At 59.7% G+C, this 20,231-nt stretch carries 15 protein-coding genes; 4 read left to right on the plus strand and 11 right to left on the minus strand.

All coding sequences use genetic code 11. The features are described from left to right. Window positions 1-92 precede the first annotated feature (92 nt). The gene (locus ACIOWL_RS01905) at window positions 93-1,190 is read left to right on the plus strand and encodes a fatty acid desaturase family protein (protein ID WP_400380984.1); all 1,098 of its coding nucleotides are present in this window, start codon (window positions 93-95) and stop codon (window positions 1,188-1,190) included. Between the two features lie 32 nt (window positions 1,191-1,222). Here the strand turns inward: ACIOWL_RS01905 and ACIOWL_RS01910 are convergent, their stop codons facing one another. The 7 genes from ACIOWL_RS01910 to ACIOWL_RS01940 all read right to left on the minus strand — a co-directional run bounded on the left by ACIOWL_RS01910 (window position 1,223) and on the right by ACIOWL_RS01940 (window position 9,033). After that, on the minus strand, window positions 1,223-1,591 hold the full coding sequence (locus tag ACIOWL_RS01910) for an META domain-containing protein (protein WP_400380987.1): 369 nt from the start codon (window positions 1,589-1,591) through the stop codon (window positions 1,223-1,225). Window positions 1,592-1,656: 65 nt separating this feature from the next. Continuing rightward, on the minus strand, window positions 1,657-3,141 hold the full coding sequence (locus ACIOWL_RS01915; RefSeq protein ID WP_400380990.1) for an MFS transporter: 1,485 nt from the start codon (window positions 3,139-3,141) through the stop codon (window positions 1,657-1,659). 137 nt (window positions 3,142-3,278) lie between these two features. Beyond that, on the minus strand, window positions 3,279-4,022 hold the full coding sequence (locus tag ACIOWL_RS01920; RefSeq protein WP_400380993.1) for a TetR/AcrR family transcriptional regulator: 744 nt from the start codon (window positions 4,020-4,022) through the stop codon (window positions 3,279-3,281). A 50-nt stretch (window positions 4,023-4,072) separates the two neighbouring features. Continuing rightward, complete coding sequence (locus ACIOWL_RS01925; RefSeq protein ID WP_400380996.1) at window positions 4,073-5,062, minus strand: HAAS signaling domain-containing protein; 990 nt, start codon at window positions 5,060-5,062, stop codon at window positions 4,073-4,075. A gap of 76 nt (window positions 5,063-5,138) precedes the next feature. Then, complete coding sequence (locus tag ACIOWL_RS01930; RefSeq protein WP_400380998.1) at window positions 5,139-6,032, minus strand: sugar ABC transporter permease; 894 nt, start codon at window positions 6,030-6,032, stop codon at window positions 5,139-5,141. Then, the gene (locus ACIOWL_RS01935) at window positions 6,032-7,627 is read right to left on the minus strand and encodes an ABC transporter permease subunit (protein ID WP_400381001.1); all 1,596 of its coding nucleotides are present in this window, start codon (window positions 7,625-7,627) and stop codon (window positions 6,032-6,034) included. Before ACIOWL_RS01935 ends, ACIOWL_RS01930 begins: the two co-directional genes overlap by 1 nt. Before the next feature lie 143 nt (window positions 7,628-7,770). Then, window positions 7,771-9,033 carry an extracellular solute-binding protein gene (locus tag ACIOWL_RS01940; RefSeq protein WP_400381004.1) on the minus strand — a complete coding sequence of 421 codons (1,263 nt, stop codon included), beginning with the start codon at window positions 9,031-9,033 and terminating at the stop codon, window positions 7,771-7,773. A gap of 269 nt (window positions 9,034-9,302) precedes the next feature. Here ACIOWL_RS01940 and ACIOWL_RS01945 point away from each other — a divergent pair, with 269 nt between their 5' ends. Together ACIOWL_RS01945 and ACIOWL_RS01950 are read left to right on the plus strand one after the other, a co-directional pair. Beyond that, on the plus strand, window positions 9,303-10,982 hold the full coding sequence (locus tag ACIOWL_RS01945) for a glycoside hydrolase family 13 protein (RefSeq protein WP_400381006.1): 1,680 nt from the start codon (window positions 9,303-9,305) through the stop codon (window positions 10,980-10,982). A 112-nt stretch (window positions 10,983-11,094) separates the two neighbouring features. Further along, window positions 11,095-12,108, plus strand: a complete 1,014-nt coding sequence (locus ACIOWL_RS01950) for a LacI family DNA-binding transcriptional regulator (protein ID WP_400381009.1) — start codon at window positions 11,095-11,097, stop codon at window positions 12,106-12,108. Between the two features lie 95 nt (window positions 12,109-12,203). On the opposite strand, the gene ACIOWL_RS01955 is transcribed toward ACIOWL_RS01950, so the two are convergent. After that, window positions 12,204-13,559: an MFS transporter gene (locus ACIOWL_RS01955; RefSeq protein WP_400381011.1), complete on the minus strand. Its 1,356-nt coding sequence runs from the start codon at window positions 13,557-13,559 to the stop codon at window positions 12,204-12,206. Window positions 13,560-13,837: 278 nt separating this feature from the next. Here ACIOWL_RS01955 and ACIOWL_RS01960 point away from each other — a divergent pair, with 278 nt between their 5' ends. Beyond that, window positions 13,838-14,533, plus strand: a complete 696-nt coding sequence (locus tag ACIOWL_RS01960; protein ID WP_400381014.1) for an IclR family transcriptional regulator — start codon at window positions 13,838-13,840, stop codon at window positions 14,531-14,533. A gap of 78 nt (window positions 14,534-14,611) precedes the next feature. Here ACIOWL_RS01960 and ACIOWL_RS01965 read toward each other — a convergent pair whose 3' ends face one another. From ACIOWL_RS01965 to ACIOWL_RS01975, 3 genes are all read right to left on the minus strand, one after another. Then, the gene (locus tag ACIOWL_RS01965) at window positions 14,612-15,841 is read right to left on the minus strand and encodes an MFS transporter (RefSeq protein WP_400381017.1); all 1,230 of its coding nucleotides are present in this window, start codon (window positions 15,839-15,841) and stop codon (window positions 14,612-14,614) included. A 158-nt stretch (window positions 15,842-15,999) separates the two neighbouring features. Next, complete coding sequence (locus ACIOWL_RS01970) at window positions 16,000-19,062, minus strand: AAA family ATPase (RefSeq protein ID WP_400381020.1); 3,063 nt, start codon at window positions 19,060-19,062, stop codon at window positions 16,000-16,002. Then, window positions 19,063-20,226: an exonuclease SbcCD subunit D gene (locus tag ACIOWL_RS01975; RefSeq protein ID WP_400381022.1), complete on the minus strand. Its 1,164-nt coding sequence runs from the start codon at window positions 20,224-20,226 to the stop codon at window positions 19,063-19,065. Window positions 20,227-20,231: the final 5 nt, after the last annotated feature.

The raw sequence follows: 20,231 nt of genomic DNA on the forward strand, positions 1-20,231 counted from the left end.
AGCAACCTGCCGTACAGTTGAGCGCAGAGGAGCCGAGACTTTCAGTTCTTTTCGACTGAAACGTCGCCAGCTGCCATAGCCAAGGATACGACTTGAGTAGCACTCCCGTTTTGTCATCGCCTGCACCCTCGGTGCGCCCCGGTGACCCCAAAAGCTTCTTCCACGTTAAGAAACTGGTCAGCGAGGCCGGCCTGATCCGGCGTCGACCCGGTCACTACCTGGGCATCAGCATCGTCCTGACGCTGCTGCTCGCGGGAACGGTCACCGGTGTGGTGCTGTTGGGCGAAAGCTGGTTTCAGCTTCTCATGGCTGGAGCCCTGGGTCTGCTGCTGACGCAGTTCGCATTTTTGGCCCATGAAGCCGCTCACCGCCAGATTCTTGCCTCGGGCAAAACCAATGACAAACTAGGCCGGTTTTTGGCCAACTTTGTGGTGGGCATCAGCTACCAGTGGTGGATGAACAAACACAGCAAACACCATGCCACACCGAACACCATCGGCAAGGACCCAGACATCGAATGGGACACCATTTCCTTCCAGCCGGCCGATGCCAAACGCCAGCGCGGACTGCTTAAATGGATCACCCAACGACAGGGATATCTCTTTTTCCCGCTGCTGACGCTGGAAGGCCTCAACCTCCACGCACAGTCAATCAAGTACCTCTTTGTCGGCCAGCGGGTGAAACATCGTCGCCGCGAACTTGTCTCGATTTTTGTCCGGCTGGCCCTCTACCTGGGCGCGGTATTTTTTGTCCTGCCGGTAGGGATGGCATTCGCCTTCCTCGGAGTGCAACTGGCGGTTTTCGGTATTTACATGGGTGCTTCCTTCGCCCCGAACCACAAGGGCATGCCCATGGTGCCCGAGGATGCCCGGATCGATTTCTTTTCTCGCCAGGTACTGACCGGACGCAATGTCATGGCCCGATCCAGCTTCGGCAACCGGGTGCTCTCCCATGTCTACGGCGGCCTGAATTATCAGGTGGAGCACCACCTGTTCCCCTCCATGCCCCGCGCCAACCTGGCAGGGGTGTCGAATATTGTCCGGGACTATTGCACCGAGCATCACATTCCCTACACCGTGGCCAGCGTGCGCGAATCCTATGCTCAGGTCATCACCTATCTGAACAAGGTCGGACTCTCGGCCCGCGACCCCTTTGAATGCCCGATGATTTCCGGATACCGAACCAACTAGGGCAACTCGAAGTACGGTGGTGCTGCCCCGGATTATTTGCTCCGGGTCAGCACACCGATCTGGTCTCCTCTGGCATCGGTGAAGGTCATTTTGTCCCCCGAAATGGTGGCGGTCGCAGCGGCGCTCAACCAAGAATCCACCCCTTCGCAAAACATCTGGGTGCTTCCCATCGCCCCGAAGTCCACCACCCCGTTCGCTTCAGTCCACTGGCCAATGAGATTATTGCAGCCATCGCTGCCGCTCAATGATCCATCGGTCCCCAGATCAATCCAAGGCTGCCCTTCGGATTCGGTGCCCCAGACACCTTCCGGCGGCGAGGCTGCCGGGCTATCGCTGGATCCACACGCGGTGAGGCACAGTGCCAACACGCTAGCTGCCATCCATCCTGCAGATCGTTTCATGTCTTCCAGACTAGGCCACCCTCAGCGCTCTGACCAGCGCAATCGCCAGGATCCGCCGTACTGGGTCATTGGCCGAGCCGACGACTGTACCGCCAGTCAGCGACGGCGACCCACAACGTTGCCAGCACCAAGATTCCCGTTGCGGTCAAAGCCAGGATGAGCGCTAGTGCATAACCGAAAACATGGTTCATCCCATAAAAGACCGCGGTAATCACCGCGATACCCACCGCCGTGCCAACACGCTGGGAGGTTTGCATCAACCCGCCGGCGGAACCAGAATTCTCAACCGGAACTTCCATCAAGGTCAACGCCTGATTAGGAGAAATAATAAAGCCTTGGGCCGCGCCGATAAACGCCAAGGACAACAACATCCACCAGATGCTCACCAGACCGCGAGATTGCAGTTCCACCACAAACACCGTCGCGATCAGCCCGAACAACGCGCTGAGGATGCCACCGATGACCAACCCGCGGCCGGCAGTCATCACGTAGCGACCGGCAATGTTGGAACTGACGGCGGAGAGCAAGGCCGCGGGCAAGGCGATCAGCCCCGCTTCGAGCGCACTGAACCCGAGGGCCTGCTGCGTGTACACGGCTACCAGCACCCATACGCTGGAAACACCCATGAAGTACAGGCCTGCAATGACCGTACCGTTGGTGAAACTGCGGACCTTGAACAAAGCCAACTCAACCATTGGGGATGAGCCGCGGGCTTTATAACGTTTTTCCCAGCCGGCCCAGAGACCAAAGCAGAGCAGGGCCAGCGGGAGCAGCACCCATAACCAGGGGTTTTCCCGTCCTTGGACAAAGGGTAAAAGGAAGGCAAAAATCGCCGCCGCAAGCAGGACCCCACCCACCGGGTCAAGGTCTACCTTGTCTTTCGGTTTGGTGGACAGCGGACGGGGCAACCACATGATGGCCAAGATCATCGCAATGACACCAATGGGCACATTGACCAAGAAGGTCGCCCGCCAGCCTGCATCGGCTCCCAACCAGTTGATCAACGCGCCGCCCATAACCGGGCCAATGGCCACTGAGAACCCAATCACGGTCCCGAGCAGTCCGTAGGCGCGGCCTCGTTCGGCACCGGTGAAATGCTGCTGAATGAGGCCCATCACCTGAGGATTGAGCAGCCCGGAGCCGATACCCATGATAAATCGGGCGATGTTCAGCATCAGCGGGTCGCCAGCCAGCCCAGCCAGTACCGAGGCAAGCGTAAAAATCACCACGCCGGCAATAAACATGATGCCACGGCCCAGGAGGTCTCCGGCACGTCCGGCGGCCACCAGCACCACCCCGAAGGTCAGGGCGTAGCCAGCTAGGACCCACTGCATATCTGCCTCCGTGGCATGCAGCGTCGATTCGATGGAAGGCAACACCACGTTGACGATGCTGACCGAAACCAGCGACATGAACATGACCGCGAGCAGCACTCCGAGCAGTTTCCATCGTCCGCCCGGTGTTAGCACCTCTGGTTTCGAACCCCTGGAAGGCGTTTGGGCCTGGGGTGCGGCGACGGACGAATTCTGGGGGTGCTCGGTGGCAGGCATGGCAACTTTCGAAGAGCTTCCAACTAAGGCAATATCAGCGCCACACGAAAATCATGGTTCGGGGCGCACTCAGAGTACAGCGTTGGGTACCGTGAAGATATTCCCTAAAGTCTTCTTATGACCAAACTTTGCACTTGTCAGTCTGCTTCTGGCAGCTCGTCGAGCATCGCTTGAATGGTGAAAATCCGCATTTCAAGCAACTCTTCGAAAAGCGCGTCATTTCCTTGGATCGGGAAATCCAAGGTCTGTCGCACCAGCGGTGAGTTCTGCGCCGCAGCCTCATCCAACCAGTATTCGGGCACGAGTTGTGAAATAACGGGAATCTGCCCGTCGGGCACACGGTCTTTGTAGTAGTCGTCCTGCAAGGCGAAGGCCTTGATTTCCCGGATGAATGCCCGCACCAAGGACAACGCCTGGGGCAGACTAAGTCCCAGATCTGTATAGAACTGCAGCAGCCGTTCCATCATCTCCACATACCGCGGCCCGCCGTCCACCACCACTCGTTCGGTCACCGGCACCACCGCAATCCACGGATATTCCCGGTAGAGGGCACGACTGGCCTGATAGAACACCCGAACGGTCTCCTGCCAGTTCCCCACGTCAAACCGCAGCATCGGGGTGCTCTCCAAGAACTTGGCGACGGCTAAGTTCATCACCTCTTGCCGGTCATTCACGTAGTTGTACAGCGCCCGAGGCGTGGCACCAAAAGCGGCGGCCAAACGGCTCATGCTCAGTGCCGCGAACCCCTCGGAGCCAATAATTTTCAGTGCTTCAACGGCAATTGAATCCCGAGTGAGCGGCAACTGCGATTCATCCTTGCGTGGGCGCCCACGTCCGCGCTTGATGGAGGTATTCTGCTCGGGAAGTTCAATCTCGTTCATGCAGCCAGACTTTCACAAAGGGTATAGGGGGAAGGCGGGGACGGAGAGGACTAGAGGAGCGCCAACAGGTTCTGGGCCCGTTTATGCCACATCCCGGCGGCCAATGCCAGATGTCCGATAGCGAATGACACCGTGCCGGCAAGCCATGGCCAGATCAGTGGCGTGGCAAATGTTGAAGGCAAGGCGGCCACGTAACCCGCCACCATCACCGCCAGGCCAGCAACGATGAGCGAGATATGCGCCCAGCGGCGACGCAGCGGCAGCAATAACGCGAAAACAGCCAACACCAACGCGGGGATCAGGATCAGCCACACATTTCCGCTGAAATTGTGGACACCGCGGTAGGTGGTGTAGCCAATGGCGCACAGCAAGACCACGGCCGCGCAGATCAGCCAGGTGGGCCCGGGGCTGGCCATGGAGCCGCGCATCATCAGCAGCGGGGTGAACACCTGCGCCCACAGCAGCAATACCAATGGGATGAGGAACGCCCCCAAACTGATCAGACCCAGCACACAGGCAATGGTGGTGGCCACTGCCCCGATGACCTGAAGTACCAGCCCGAATGTGCCATGGGTGATCAGGGGCAACAGGCTGAAAAGCACCGGGATAAACACCAGCAGCATCACCGCGGATCCCATGTGCAGTTCCAGTTCGGCCCACATCCCGAAGATCGATCCTTCGACGTAACCGAAACTCACTGGCTCAACGAGTACCACCGCTTGCGAACCGATCACCAGCAATCCTGCGGTTAGTACCGATAATGCAAAGATTGGCCATGCCAAAATGCGAGACAGGAACTGTCGCCCGCTGTTGACTTTGAGCTCCGTAGGCTCGGTACGGGTAAAACCGGCGGCAAGTGCCGCCGGTTCACCCAGGCTTTTGAGCAGTTCAGATTTTCGTCGCCCCTTGCCGGGCAGCCCGGCAATCTGTTCCGCGGTATGCGCAATGATCTCGGAGCGCTCTGCGTCGGAGAGAAAACTCAGTTCCCGACGAAGCTGTTCAAGATAGTTGCGCGCCGCCCGAGGCCGATGAGGTTGCATCTTTCCAGCTTACGTGTCCGTGCGGAAGGATTCTGGCAGACAGGCAGGCAGGCGGACCTGATTACTCGTGGGCTGATTATTTTCCGGCGCCAGCGGTAAGCCCGCCCACAATGTATTTCTGCAAAAAGAGGAACAATGCCATGACCGGCAAGGCAGCCAAAACGGCACCCGCGGCGAAAACAGACCAGTTGGAGGTGAATTCTTCGGAAACGTAGGAGTACAGACCCACCGCCAGGGTCTGGTTTTCCGGGGACACCAGGACTACCGAGGCAATCACGAAGTCCGAGGTGCTCGAAATGAAGGACAACAATCCCACCACAGCCAGGATTGGTGCGACCAGCCGGAGGATCATGGTGAAGAAAATCCGTGCATGACCGGCCCCGTCGATCTTGGCAGCTTCATCGATTTCCACCGGAATGGTGTTAAAGAATCCGTACATAAGGTAGGTGTTCACCCCGAGGGCACCACCAAGGTACACCATGATCAGGGCAATCTGGTTGTCAATTCCCAGCGCCGGGTACACATCGCCCAACGAGGTCAGCAGGATAAATATCGCCACGACGGCCAGCAACTGAGGGAAAATTTGGACCACGAGCAAGCTCACCAGTCCAAAACGCCTGCCGGCAAAACGCATTCGCGAAAAGCTATAGGCGGCCAGCGCGCCCAGGAACACCGAAGCGGCGGCCGTGGTGAGCCCGATAAACAAGGTGTTGCCGAACCAGGCAGCGAAGGGCCGCTGTTCATTCTGGAACAAATCGATGTAGCTCTGGAGCCCAAGCTGGGTAAACAGGCCGTTGGATGAAAGCAGTGTTCCGTTGGGATTCAGCGAGGCTGAAAGCACGTAGAGCAGCGGGAATGCCGCGTAGATGCACAGGGCCACACCAATCAGGTGGCGCCAGCCGGTGGTGGCGAACCACTTGCCAAAACTGCGGCGGGCTACCGGCTGCTGGATGGGAGTTTGCGTCGTCATTAGTTCAGCTCCTCCAGAGCCTTGGTCTGCTTGAAGCTGATCACCGCGATGATGGAGACCAGTACAAAAATGATGATGGAGAATGCGCTGGCCAAACCGTAGTCGCGCTGCGACCCAACGAAGGCCACCTTGTAAACCATCGAAATCAAAATGTCCGTTGATCCCACGTTCAGGCCGGTGCCTTCAAGGCGCGGTCCGCCTTCGGTGAGCATGTAGATCACGTTGAAGTTGTTGAAGTTGAAGGCAAACGAGCTGATCAGCAGCGGAGCGACGGACACCAGCAGCAAGGGAAGCTTGATCAGGCGGAAAATCTGGAAAGGTTTGGCCCCGTCAATTTTCGCGGCCTCAGCCAGTTCGTCTGGAATTGACTGGAGCGCACCGGTGCATACCAAAAACATGTAGGGGAAACCGAGCCAGAGATTTACCCACAGCACGGAGAACTTGGCCAGCCAGGGATCGGTCAGCCACGGGATCTGCGCCCCGCCGAAGAGCACCTGGTTGACGAAACCGAAGTCCTTGTTCAGCATGCCGGCCCACACAAGGCCACCCAAAAACGCCGGGAAAGCGTAGGGAAGGATGGAGATGACCCGGTAGATTTTGCGGCCCTTCATTCGAAGGTCGTTGAACACCAGAGCCAGGAACAGTCCCAAGAAAAACGTGGAAGCCACGGAAAGCAAGGCGAAGGCAAAGGTCCACAGGGTGACCGAGCCCAAGGCGCTACGAATCGAGGAATCGCTAAATGCCTTGACGAAGTTGTCAAAACCGACGTTGATGGACCATCCGGGCATCAGCTGGGTGCCGTCCGGGGCCGTGAATGCACCAACGCCGGTATCGCTGTAGACCACTTTGGTGGTGGAGTCGGTCATGGTTCCCGCTGCTTCGTCGTACACCAGGTTGGAGGTGTACTGGTAGGCGGTGCGCCCATCGGAGGTGCGCAGCGATCCCTGGGCTGGGTCCTCGCTCATCGGCACCGCCAATGAGGTGACTTCCTGCTGGCGGCCAAGAAGATCGGCAAAACTCAGCTCGGTGAAACCGGCAATTTCTTCGGCCGTGACCGGGGCCAATGGTTGCTCGGCGGTTCCGGCCAGTTGCACCCCATCACGTTCGACCAACAGCGAGAGTTCACTCCCGTCGTCCAACACCGTGATCGGGAATCCCGGCGAATCCGGGACGCGGCTCTGGTTGGACTGCAGCAAGGCCATCACGGCGTCGTCCTTGTCCGAGTTGTGTCCCGAGCCATAGTTGGTGAAGGCAATATAACCGGTGTAACCGATCACAAACACCTGGAAAATCAGCAAAAAGATGGTGCCGGGCAACAGGTACTTGGCCGGGAGCCAGCCGCGTTTGAAATACACGACGTTGATAGCCAAGGTGATCACAGCGATCACCGCGGCAATAACCCACGCTTCGCGGCCGATCGCGGTGAACAACGCAAAAATTGCGGTGGCATCCACGAGGCCAATCAGCCCGATCTTGGCCAGCATCATGCCGGTTGAGGTAGAGGATGCTGCGGCTAGTCGCTTCGCTGTCGGCGACAGCGTTGACGGCTGTTCCGTCTCGCCGCTGTGTGGCGGCTTCTGGTGGGTCAATGACATCTGTGGCTAATTCCTGGGTCGGAGGTCGGCGAGGTACTTGTGCTTTTCGCGCCCGGCGGTGGTTTCGGGTGGCACCTGGGGCAGTTGGTCACTGCCCCTCAGGTGCCACCGGATTGATTCAGGCTGCGTGGCAGCCAGCGGTCTTACTTGGAGATGGCCTTTTCGATATCTTCGGTCATCTGCGTCCAGCGCTTGGCTGGGTCGGCCTTACCTGAAATGATCTCAGCTTCGGCCACACCCCAGAATTCCCACACGGCTGCCATTTCAGGAATGTTCGGCATTGGCACACCGTTTTCCGCGACGGCGCCGAAGGCGGAGATGGTCTCATCTGATTTGGCTGCTTCGAAGGCTTCCTTGTTCGCTGGCGGACGCTTGCCTACCTCGTACAGTTCGGTCTGGACTTCAGCCGTACCAATGTAGTTTGTCAGGAACTCGGTAGCGGCCAGCAAATTCTCGGTCTTTGAGGACACAAAAAAGCCTTGGACGGCCACAAACGGCTGAGCTTCTTCGCCACCGGCGCTTGGGATCGGGTCGATGGCCAGGTCGATGTTCGCGTCCTGGACCGCATCAACGTTCCACGGACCGGTCAGCAGGAACGGCGAGTCACCGGAAATGAACTTTTCCTTGGCGATGTCCGCGTCCACGGAGGTTTTCAGGGTTCCAGCCTCACCCTGGTCGGCGAGCCACTGAGCGAATTCTAGGCCGCCCTCATTGCCGATCTGCAGGTCGCTGGCATCATAGGCGCCGTCTTCATCGGTGCCGAAGACCGGGGCCCCGAAGGAGGTCTGGAACGGGTATGCGTGGAACGGGTCGCCAACCTCGGTGACCTGGACCAGGAAGGGGAATTCGGTACCGGCCTTCTCACCCTCGTCGATCATCTCGTCAAAGGTGGCAGGAGCCTTGTCGACCAGGTCGGCGTTGCGCAGAAACGCAAGGTTTTCGGTGGCGTAGGGAACCCCGTAGGTATTACCCTCGTAGCTCATTGCGTTGACTGCAACGTCCTGGAAGTCAGCGCTCTTGTCGCCGAGTTCTACCGGCTGGACTACACCGTTGTTGACAAAGTTGCCCAACCAATCATGGGCGCCAATGGTGATATCCGGCCCCTTGCCCGTGGGTACCTGCTTGAGGAAGTCTTCCTGGATCTTGGAGAAATCCTTGATCACCAGATCAACCTTGACCCCGGACTTCGCTTGGAAGTCGGCGGCGGCTTCCTTCAGCACTGGTTCACGGTTTGCATCGACCCAAACGGTCAACGATCCGGCCTCGGCGGCCGCTGGCGATGACTGCGCAGTGGTTTCCGAAGGCTGCGGAGTCGAAGTATTCGAACCTCCGCAGGCGGTCAGGGATAGCGCCGCAATTGCGGTCACCGCCCCGCCCAAAAGCAGGGAGCGCTTGTTCACCATCATAGAGGTGTCCTTTCATGACAACTTTGTCCAAGGGACCGGATTGGCTGCGATTGCCCGCGGTGTGGCCCGGTCGATTCGTTCGAGGAGCAAGTGACAACTCGAATGTAAGCGTTTCCAGAGTGGCACAGATCATGGAAATTGACAAGAACTTCCGATAAATCAGTCTTGAGTCAATGCAGAACCTTCACTCGGTCCCAAAACGCCCACACGGAGAATCGCTAGAACTGTAAGCGTTTACATACGGGGGAAATTCGTTTAGGGTTACCGTCATGACTCAAATCCGCTCCTTTGCAGAGACCACTGCGACCGAGGAAAAAGCACAATGGTGGCGTTCCTCGGTGATCTACCAGATTTATCCACGTTCCTTCGCCGACGCGAACGGTGACGGCATGGGAGATCTGCCCGGCATCACCGCACGTTTGCAGTCACTGGCAGACCTTGGGGTCGACGCCATCTGGTTATCCCCCTTCTTCACGTCGCCGCAAAAAGATGCCGGCTACGACGTCTCGGACTACTGCGATGTAGATCCGCTGTTCGGCACCCTGGAAGACTACGACGCCATGGTAGCCCGAGCCCATGAACTGGGCTTGCGGGTGATTGTGGATCTGGTTCCAAACCATTGTTCGGATCAGCACCCGTGGTTCCAGCAGGCTCTTGCCGCGGCACCCGGCTCCGAAGAACGTGATCGGTTCATGTTCTATGATGCCCCGGATGAAGGACTTCCGAATAACTGGGAGTCGGTTTTCGGCGGTCCCATGTGGACTCAAACCACCAACGAGGATGGTACGCCGGGCCAGTACTACCTGCACATTTTCGACTCCACACAACCCGATTTCAACTGGCACAATGAGCAGGTTCGGGAAATGTTCCGCAACGTGCTGCGTTTCTGGTTGGACCGCGGCACCGACGGATTCCGGGTTGACGTGGCCCACGGCTTGATCAAAACCGACGGGTTGCCGGACTACGTGGTGGATCCAACCGCCGCGTCCATGGGTGGCACCGAAGACCTTGCCCCGTGGTGGGGCCAGGATGGTGTGCACGAAATCTACCGCGACTGGCGCACTGTCTTGGACGAGTACGAGGGTGATCGGGTGCTGTGCGCCGAAGCCTGGGTCAGCCCGCTGTCCCTGATGGCCAAGTGGGTACGCCCGGATGAAATGCACCAGGCATTCAACTTCCCCTATCTGTCCTGTGATTACGATGCAGCCCAGATCCGCGCCACGATCGATGAATCGCTGAAAGAATTCTCCGCCGTGGGCGCCCCCAGCACCTGGGTGCTGTCCAACCATGATGTGGTGCGCCATGCCACGCGCCTCGCGCTGACCGAGGACAACCCGCAGGGTGAGGGTCTTGGCCCGCTGACCCCGAATCTGCCGGACCCTGTGGTGGGGTTGCGCCGCGCCCGCTCCGCTACCGCCCTCATGCTGGCACTGCCCGGTGGTGCCTATCTCTACCAGGGCGAAGAGCTCGGCCTGCCCGAAGCCATCGACCTGCCAGATGACGCGCGCCAGGATCCCACTTGGTTCCGCACCAATGGCGAACGGTACGGCCGCGACGGCTGCCGGGTGCCCATTCCGTGGGAGGCCGGCGCCCCGGCCAGCGGATTCTCCCCCACCGGAGAAAGCTGGTTGCCCCAACCGCAGGGCTGGGGCCAGTACGCACGCGACGTGCAGCGCGCCGATGCAAACTCCACGCTGAACCTCTACAGCACGCTGCTGCGTTTGCGCAGCACCCATCAGCTGGGCGAGGGATCCGTCACCTGGCTGGAAACCGGCGACCCGGACGTGCTGGCCTTCAGCAATGGCAAGGTTGTCGTGGTTTCCAACTTCGCGGAGACCGAACGTGAGCTTCCTACGCAGACCACCGGCCTGGCTACGATCGCCTCAAGCGGTCCGCAGCCTTCGGGACGTCGGATCGCCGCGGAATCCACCCTGTGGTTCGGTTCCTAATCACCACACCGGGTAATCTGGTGCACAGGGCGCGACGATTCTCACGTGAATCGTCGCGCCCTGTCACGCCCCTATTTACTGTTATGTTCACCATTGCGACGGAAGGAAATACGTGGCCGGCATCAAAGACGTAGCCCAAGCCGCGGGAGTCTCCGTGGCGACCGTTTCACGCGCGCTGTCCGGGCGGGGAAATGTGTCAGCCAGCGCGCTGGCCGCGGTCCAACGCGCCGCCAACGAGCTGGGTTATGTGGTTTCTTCCAGCGCCTCAGGGCTGGCCTCCGGGCGCACCCGGAATATCGGGGTGCTCGTTCCGGTCATCAACCATTGGTTTTACGCCAGTGTGCTGGAAGGAATCTGCACCGCGCTGATGCGCGAGGGCTACGACACCACGCTCTACCAGCTGACCAAGGACACCACGCAGCGCCATCAGATCTTCTCCGATTTCCTGCAGCGTCAACGCGTCGACGCGGTGATTGCGGTGAACGTGGAACTCAGCGAGACCGAGCTGGTGGCTCTGCATGCCTTGGACAAACCCCTGGTGGGTGTGGGCGGCCCCCTTCCGGGTGTGCCGACCCTGCAGGTGGACGACGAAGCGGTCTCTGCCCTGGGGACCTCGCACCTGCTGTCCCTGGGGCATACCCGGGTGGGTTTTATCGGCGGTTCGCTGGAAACCGATGTGGACTTCCGCATCCCCAGCCGCCGGCGCACCGGCTATGAGCGGGCGCTAACCGCCGCGGGAATCACCCCGGATGAAAGCCTCTGTGTCGGCGCGGACTTCACCATGGCCCAGGGCTACACGGTGGCCAAGCAACTGCTGGGAAATCCCGCGACCAGGCCCACCGCGATCTTGGCGGCCAGCGATGAGATGGCTATCGGAGCCATCCTGGCCGCCCGAGACCTCGGGCTGAATCTGCCCACGGATCTTTCGGTAGTTGGGGTGGACGATCACGAACTCGCCCAGCTCTTCGGGTTGACCACTATCCGCCAGGCCCCGCACGAGCAAGGCGAGCTAGCCGTCGCCATGTTATTGCGCGCCATCCGCAAAGAAGCACCGGCGCGGGCCCACACCCTGGATCACCAGCTGATTGTGCGCAGCTCAACCAGCCGGCCCCCGACTGCAACCTAGTCACTTCCGCTGATGCCAATGGCCAGGTGGCCCGCTTTTCAGCGGACCTCCTGGCCATTGCTTTCACCACCCGCAACGGGCGGTTCACCAGAGAATTACTGGTGCTTGTGCTCCACGTCTGAAGCTTCGGCGGCCATGTCGGCCTCTACCTCCTCCATGTGCAGGCTGCGCCCACGGGTCTCACCGACCCAGAACACGGCAGCTACGGAGATCACGGTCAGCACCATGATGTAGATAGCAATCGAGATCGAGTTGCCGGTTGATTCAAGCAGGATCTGCGCCACGGTTGCGGCGAAAGCGCCACCGAGGATTGCACCCAGTGCATAGCCAATCGAGATGCCCGAGTAACGAATGTGCGCCGGGAACATCTCGGCGTACATGGCCGACTGCGGACCGTAGGACAGACCCAAACCGATGGTCAGCACGAACACCGCCAGGCCGTAAAGGAAGATGTTGCCGGTGTCGACCAGCATGAACATTGGAATCATCCACACAAATACCAGCGCGTAACCAATCACAAAGGTGTTTTTACGCCCGATGATGTCAGAGAGCCAACCGCCGACCAAGGTGAAGATCAGCCAACCGAAGGAACCAATGGTGGTGGCCAGCAGGACCGGGGCCACCGGCATCTTGAGTACCGCGGTGGTGTAGGAGATGAAAAACGCAATCACCAGGTAGCCAGCGGCATTGTTGGAGATGAAGATCAGGGCGGCCTGGATTACCTGCTTGAAGTTGCTCTGCATGAGCTCCTTCAGCGGGGTGTGCTCCGAGGCCTTGCGCAGCGCCATCTGCTTGAAGATTGGCGACTCCTCGACCGCACGACGGATCATGTAGCCGACAACAATCAGCAAGACCGAGAGCAGGAACGGAATACGCCAGCCCCATTCTTGGAACTGCTCCGGGGTCATCGAAACCCGCAGGATGTACAGCAGGCCGGTAGCCAGGATCATGCCGATCGGCACACCGATCTGCGGGAACGCGCCGAAGTAGCCACGGCGCGAGTCCGGAGCGTGCTCGACGGCCATCAGGGCAGCACCTCCCCATTCGCCGCCGGCCGAGAAACCCTGGATGATACGCAAGGCAACCAGCATGATTGGCGCCGCAATACCCACCGCCGCATAGGTTGGCAGCACACCGATCAGTGCGGTGGCCGCACCCATCAAGATCAAGGTCAGCACCAGAATGCGCTTGCGACCATAACGGTCGCCCAGGTGACCGGCAACAATCGCACCCAACGGGCGGAAGAAGAAGGAAATCCCGATCATGGCGAAGGACAGAATCTGAGCCAGGCCCGGGTTGGATTCACCCAGCGGAGCGAGGAACAACGGAGTCAGCAGCGTTGCTGTCAGTTGGGCAAAAATGAAGAAGTCGTACCACTCGATCGTGGTGCCCACCAGGGTGCCGGCAAGGACGCGGCGCTCCTCTTGGGTGCGAGAAACGGTTTGAGACATAGTGATGATCCCTTGATGCGAATTAAGTTACCGACCGTTCGGACAGTTACATAGACAACACTATAAACGAGAGTGAATCACCTCACAACATAGGGTGATCTCAGTTTCCTTGCACCGAGTCCCGCGTCACCATCAAAGTGCCTAGTTAGATCTGCAATTAGCATCCACCGAAGGCAATCTGTTCTAATAGTGAACACGAGGACCAGTTTCCCCATTCACTCAGACCTTCGGTGCCCGGTTTCATTTCTGGTCCGCCTCGCGCCAGAATGACTAACGCCATGCCAACTTCGCAGACACTTTCCCGAGGCATTCGAGTACTTGAAATCGTCGCCGCCTCGCCAACTCACCTGTCTATCGCCGAAGTCGCCGCGGAACTCGAGGTGCACCGCTCCATCGCCTACCGGATTATTCGCACCCTTGAAAGCCATCGCCTGCTCAGTCGGGATGAGGCCGGCCTGATCCGCCCGGCCTCTGGACTTGCCGTACTGGCCCGCTCGGTGCAGCGAGATCTCCAGGCCTCGGCCGCGCCGGAGCTGACAACCCTGGCCAACACACTGTCCATGACCGCTTTCCTTGCCGTCTGGGAACACGATTTGTGCACCACGCTGCAATCCGTTGAACCGCTGCATTCGCACAGCGCCATCGTCCACCGACCGGGTTCCGTGCACGGGATGGATGTCGGAGCCGCCGGCATCGCGATTCAGTCGATGTACACCAAGGAACAATGGCAGGGGTTGGATACCGAGATCGACTATCGGCCGCAGGCGCGCGAAGCACGCATCAACGGCTACGCCACCAGCGAGAACGAGGTGATCCAGGGGGTCACCTCCATCGCGGTGCCCATCCCCAGTCCGCACATTACCCCGGCTTCCCTGGCCGTGGTCTACGCGACGAGCACCGTCACCGAACGGGAGAGCATCATTCGCGCGCTCAAGGAAGCGGCGCTGAACATCGCCGACGCGTTGGATAAGTAGCCAACCCTGCCGCCAGTTCGACAACAAAACCGCCCCCGGAAATGAGGGCGGGTTTGCTAGTTTGATTACTTGCGTGGCCTAACGGATACGTTTGAGTGCCGCTGAACGGGTGGCCAATACCTTCATCAGGATCCCGGAGAGCAGGATCACCAACGCTCCGCCGGTCGCCACCCAGAAGGCACCGAGATATCCCATCGAATCGGCAAGCAGGCCAGCCAAGCCATTGCCAATCGCGGTGCCGACCACGATGCCCGCCGAAAGCATCGTCATCACGGTTGACAGCCGTTGCGGCGGGGCGACCTCACCACCGAGCGTCATCACCGTGACAATGACCGGGCCCACGGCAATACCAGCAACAAACAACGCCACAAGCATCCAGGGGGTTGAATCAGCCAGGTGCAAGGCAAAACTGAGAATGCTCAGCGCCGCGCCACAGGTGATCCACCGTGCGATCTGGCTGAAACCTTGCGGCCACGCCGCAACCGAAATGGCGGCAATGGCGCTGGAAACACCCATCGCCCCGTAAAGCAGGCCACCCTGATTCGAATCGCCTTGTGCACCGGCAAAGGCCAGCGTGCCGGCCGCGGTGGAGCCAAAAACGGTACCTAGGGCGATCATGCTCAATACCAGCGAAGCGATTGCTGCCAGCTGGGCCGAGCCGATCTTCACCTTGTCCGTGTTGTGGCTGTTTGCCCCGGCCTGCAACACCCGGGCAGTTCGATGCAGCGCAAACAACGGAACGAGAACCACGGTCAGGGCAGCGGCCAGGTACAGGGGAAGCACCGGAGAAATCAGCGAGGCCAGCAGGCCCACCGCGACCGGACCGAACACAAAACCCAGCTCATCAAGCATGGACTCCAGGCTCAGTGCAGCGGTCAGGGTTTTGGGTTTCTGTTTTCCCGTACGCGACAGGGCGATCCAGCGCACCCTCGACATCGGCCCAACCTGCGGACCGGTGGCACCGGTGAGCAAACACAGGGCGACAAGGATCCCCACCGACAGCTCGGATGAGGAGCTGGCGAAAAGTGTGAAGCTAATCAGCAAGATGGTGTGCAGCACCGCAGCGGTCAGCAGGATCGGGCGCTGTCCGCGACGATCGGCCAGATAACCGATGCTCGGGCCGCCAACGGCGGAACCCAGCCCGACCATGGCGGCGGCCAGGCCACCCAGTCCATAGGAACCGGTCTGGGCGGTGACCAAGGTCATCGACCCAATGGTCAGCATTGCCAGCGGCAGGCGAGCCAGGAACGAAAGCGGAATATAGGGCAGTCCCACCATGGGGATCAGGGCTGAATACCCGGATTTCATAGCCGAATCCTCAGCTTTTTCGTACGACAAGATATGTTGAGACAACACAACTCCATGACGAAGCGTGCGTCGTCCCACACCCCCCGACGCACAATCTGCCCAAATATGCCGATTGGCACTACCAACAACATAGCTAGCCCCAGCGCTCATGTCCAGTTTCAGATGGAGACCAGCGCCTGCATCTCGCGCTCGATGCGCGAACCGTGCTGTGTTTTCACCACCGTGACCCGATTGGTGATGCGTTGTTTCATCTCCGCCACATGGGAGACCAAACCGATGGTCCGTCCCCCTGCCCGGAGGTTTTCCAAGGCGCTCATCACCTGTTCCAAGGTCTCGGCATCCAACGAGCCAAATCCTTCATCCACGAACAAGGTCTGCATGTCCACGGCGCCGGAATGATGTGAAATGACATCCGCCAACCCCAAGGCCAACGCGAGGGAAGCCATAAAGGTCTCTCCCCCAGACAAGGTTTGAGTTTCACGGTGTTTGCCGGTCCAGGCATCCAACACCCGCAGCCCGAGCCCGGACTTCGAATTTCCTTGCTTGGAGTCATCGTGGTGCAGTGAATAGCGGCCGCCGGACATCACATCAAGTCGCTGGGAGGCGGCAATGGCTACCTCTTCCAACCGCGCGGCCAACACATAGGTACTCAGCGTCATCTTGTAGAGGTTCTCTCCCCCGCCGCGAATGACTTCTGCCAGCCCACGCAATCGGCGGTAGGCTTCGATCACCGGCCCGGAATCGGCACGCAACGCCTGCAAGTCCTGCACCGACTGGGCATGGCGGGATGCCGTACCGTGGGCCAAAACTTCAAGCTCACGTGCCTGCTCGTAGCCGGCATCCGCCTGGGTCACGGCCGCGGCCGCCAGTTCAAGATCCTCTTCGGTTGGCGGCTTGATGCCTTCGGTGTTGAGTTCGACGGCGCGCAGGTAGTCTGCGGAAGCCTTCAAGGTGGAGATCGCGCTGGCCCGATCGGCATCCGCGGTGACCAGATCACGCAGCTCGGCGCGTTCGGCGTCCGGCAACAGCGCGGCCTGGTGGGCGAGGGGATCAGGGAAACCGGCGGCCTTTCGTTCCTTGTGCCAGGTATTTTCGGCCTTCAACGCCGCGGCATCAGCTTCGCGATATCGGTACAGCGCGTTGTATCCGCGGTTGTAGTCGGCGACTGCGCGTTGCAACCTCGCGACCAGCTGCTCCAGGTTTCCTTCTCCTTGACGGACGCGATCAAGTTTGGCGTCCAGATCCGCAATTTTCTCGGCTAGTGCCTCGGCCGCTTTAAGCGCCGCGGTGTGTTCCAGGGCGGCTTGGGAAGCACGGCCGGTTTCGGTTTCAATCCGGGTGCGCAGCTGATCAATTTTTTTGATCACTGCCGCGATCCGGGTTTGTTCCTGTGTCGCGGTTTCCAGCTGCGTCGTTTCGGTCGCCAGTTGCTCGGTCAATTCCGCAACAGTCTGCCCTGCAGCGGCCTCGCTTGCGGCGGTGAATTTGGTGACCGCCACGTCTCGTTTGGTGGTGGCGGTGGCCAACTTGGCACGCTGGGCCGCCACGACGTCATCGAGTTGCTGGATCTGCTCATCATCAACCAGCTGGGCCCCGGCATCGGCCTGCGCAGGATGCGGATGCTCGGTGGCACCGCAGACCAAGCACCCCTCCCCGTCTTTCAGCGCTGCGGCCAGGCGCAGGGCGCTTTGCCCTAGCTGCTCCCGTTGCAAATCAACGAGCGCCTTCTGGGCATCAGCAACTTCCAGGCTCTGCGCGGCAAACGCTGATTCGGCAGCGGCCACGGTTTTTTCCAGTTTGTCGCGGGTTCTTGCGTGCTCCAACTGGACACCAAGAGCCTGGGTTGATTCACGAAGTTGCTGGACGAGCTGGGCAACCGCTTCCTGATCCAGTTCCTCAAGTTCGAGCTCACCGCGTTCGGCGCGCAGCTTCGCCACCAGCTGCTCGGCGGTGTCTTTGGCCTTTTGCTGAACTGTGCTCTGGGACTTCAGCCCCTCGTGTTTGGCCACCAGTGCCTCGCGACCGGCTTCGTCAGCCGCCGCGTCTTTGGCCAGGGTCAACTCGGATTGTTTCTGCCGAACCAGCTCGGCGAGTTTCTCTTGGGTCTCAGCATCGGCCGACCCAGCGAAATCCCAGTCCTTGGCAAGTTCTATCTGGCTCTTCTGCCAGGCCGCCGAGGTGGTGCGTTGCTTTTGCACCGCCTCGTCTGCCTGCACCTTGTATGCCTTAACCGCAATGGCCTTGGAATCGTGTTCCAGCTTTTGACCGGCACTCACCGCGGCCGGATGCTGCTGGGTGTAGCTGTCCTTCAACTGCTCCAGCTCCTGCAGGCGGGCGAACACCCGGACCTGCTCGCCTAGTCCTTGTGAATGCTCGCGGGCAGTTTTCAGTGCGGTGCGCAACTGCCCCGCGGTGTCTGCGAGCGCACGATGAGTACGGGCAATTCGTTGCTGATAGGACTCGAATTCGTTCGCAACGTCTACGGGCTCGGTCTGCGGATCCTCAGTATCCGCGGCTTCATCTCCGGGAATCTCGTGGGCGGCCAAGAAACCGGTGGCTTCGGAGCGAATGGCGTTTTCGCTGGCCGCCAGCGAGGACTCCAAGGCTTCGCTCTTACGGCGTTCCTCGGCCAGCCGGGTAGAGAATTCCTCTTCAATCGCGGCGTAGTCGCTGGTATCGAAAAGATTCGCCAGCAGCTCCTCACGATCTTTGGCCTTAGCCCGCAGGAAGTCGGCGAATCCACCCTGGGGCAGCATCACCACCTTGGTGAACTGGTCGCGGTCCAGGCCTAGCAGCCCGCCCAGTACCTGCCCCACTTCGTCATTACGGGTAGATAGTTGTTCCCAGGTGCCACCGGTGAATTCACGGAGCAGGCTCGCCGCTTTTTGCTCGGTGAGCTGATTTTTGCCGCGTTTGCTTGGTCTCATCCAGGCCGGGGAACGCGTCACCTCGAAACGCCGGTTGCCAATGGTCAGTTCGCAAATCACCTGCGGTTCAAGCCCGGGTGCCGCATGGTCCGAACGAATCTGGCGGCTGCCGGCACGGTTTCCGGGCAGTGAACCATACAGCGCATAACAAATGGCGTCCAAGATGCTAGATTTTCCGGCGCCCGTGGGACCGTCGAGCAAAAACAATCCGGCATCGGCCAGTTCATCGAAATTAATGGCTTCGCTCTGTGCAAAGGGGCCAAAGGCCTGGATCTGCAGTTTATGGATTCTCATTTAGAGCACCTGGGCCTCTCGCGTTCGTTGGATGACCGACAGAAGCACCGTCCGTTCGGCTTCATCGGCTGCGCGTTCACGCACATGTTCGATGAAGTCCCCCACGACCTCTTCGGTGCTGGTTGCCTTCGCTAGCCGTTCTGCGTAACTCTGGGGTTTTTCCTTGGCCTGGGCACCTTGCGGATCAAAGTTCAGGACCACGGTGTCAGGGAAACGTGCCCGGATCGACTGCATTGCCTCGGCCGGGCGTTCCGGGTCGGTCAGTGTCACCTGGCACCACGCGTCAACCGCGTATTCAAGCTCGGGGTCATCCAGCAATTGCTGCAGTTCACCACGCAAGATCACCAATCGTTTGGGTACGCTCAGTCGCACCTCATCGATGTTGACCACCCCCTGTGCGGTGGTCTCAAGGATCCACACACCCTTGGTCTGCTTCACCTCGGAGAATGAATATGCCAGCGGCGAGCCCGAGTAGCGCACGTTCTCACGAACCTGCTGGCGGCCATGAAGATGGCCCAGGGCCGCGTAGTCAAAGTGCTCAAAAAGCTCCACGGGAACCACGTCGAGGTTGCCAGTGCTTAGCTCGCGTTCCGAGTCGCTGCCGACTCCCCCGGCGGCAAACAGATGGGCCATGGCCACCGAAACCACCGCTGTTCCTTCGGCACGCCGCTGCTCCAGATGCTCGTCGATACGATTGATGGCCGCTTCTACCACCGCCTGATGGCTAGCCTTCTCAACACCTAGCTGGTCCATCACCATCCGCGGTTCCAGATACGGGATGCCGTAGATGAGCACCTGGTGATCCGGCCCTTCGAGCACCGCCGGCTGCAGCATCCGTTCAAGGTCCGCGAAAATATGAACCCCTGCCGCATCAAGCAGGTCCGCACCGAAGTTCAGCCGGGAGGCCGAGTCGTGGTTGCCGCTGGTCATGATGATTCGAGCACGCGTCGCAGCCAGCTCGCGCAACGCCCAGTTGCACAGCTTCACCGCATCCACGTGGGGCAAGGCCCTGTCGTAGATGTCCCCGGCGATCAGCACTGCGTCGATTTCCTGCTCACGGGTGATATCGATGATTTCTTGAAGCACCGTGCGTTGAGATTCCAGCAGCGAAGCACCGTGGAAGGTGCGGCCCAAATGCCAGTCTGAGGTGTGAAGCAATCGCATAGTGA

The organism is Glutamicibacter sp. NPDC087344, from assembly GCF_044744225.1.
Taxonomy (GTDB): domain Bacteria; phylum Actinomycetota; class Actinomycetes; order Actinomycetales; family Micrococcaceae; genus Glutamicibacter.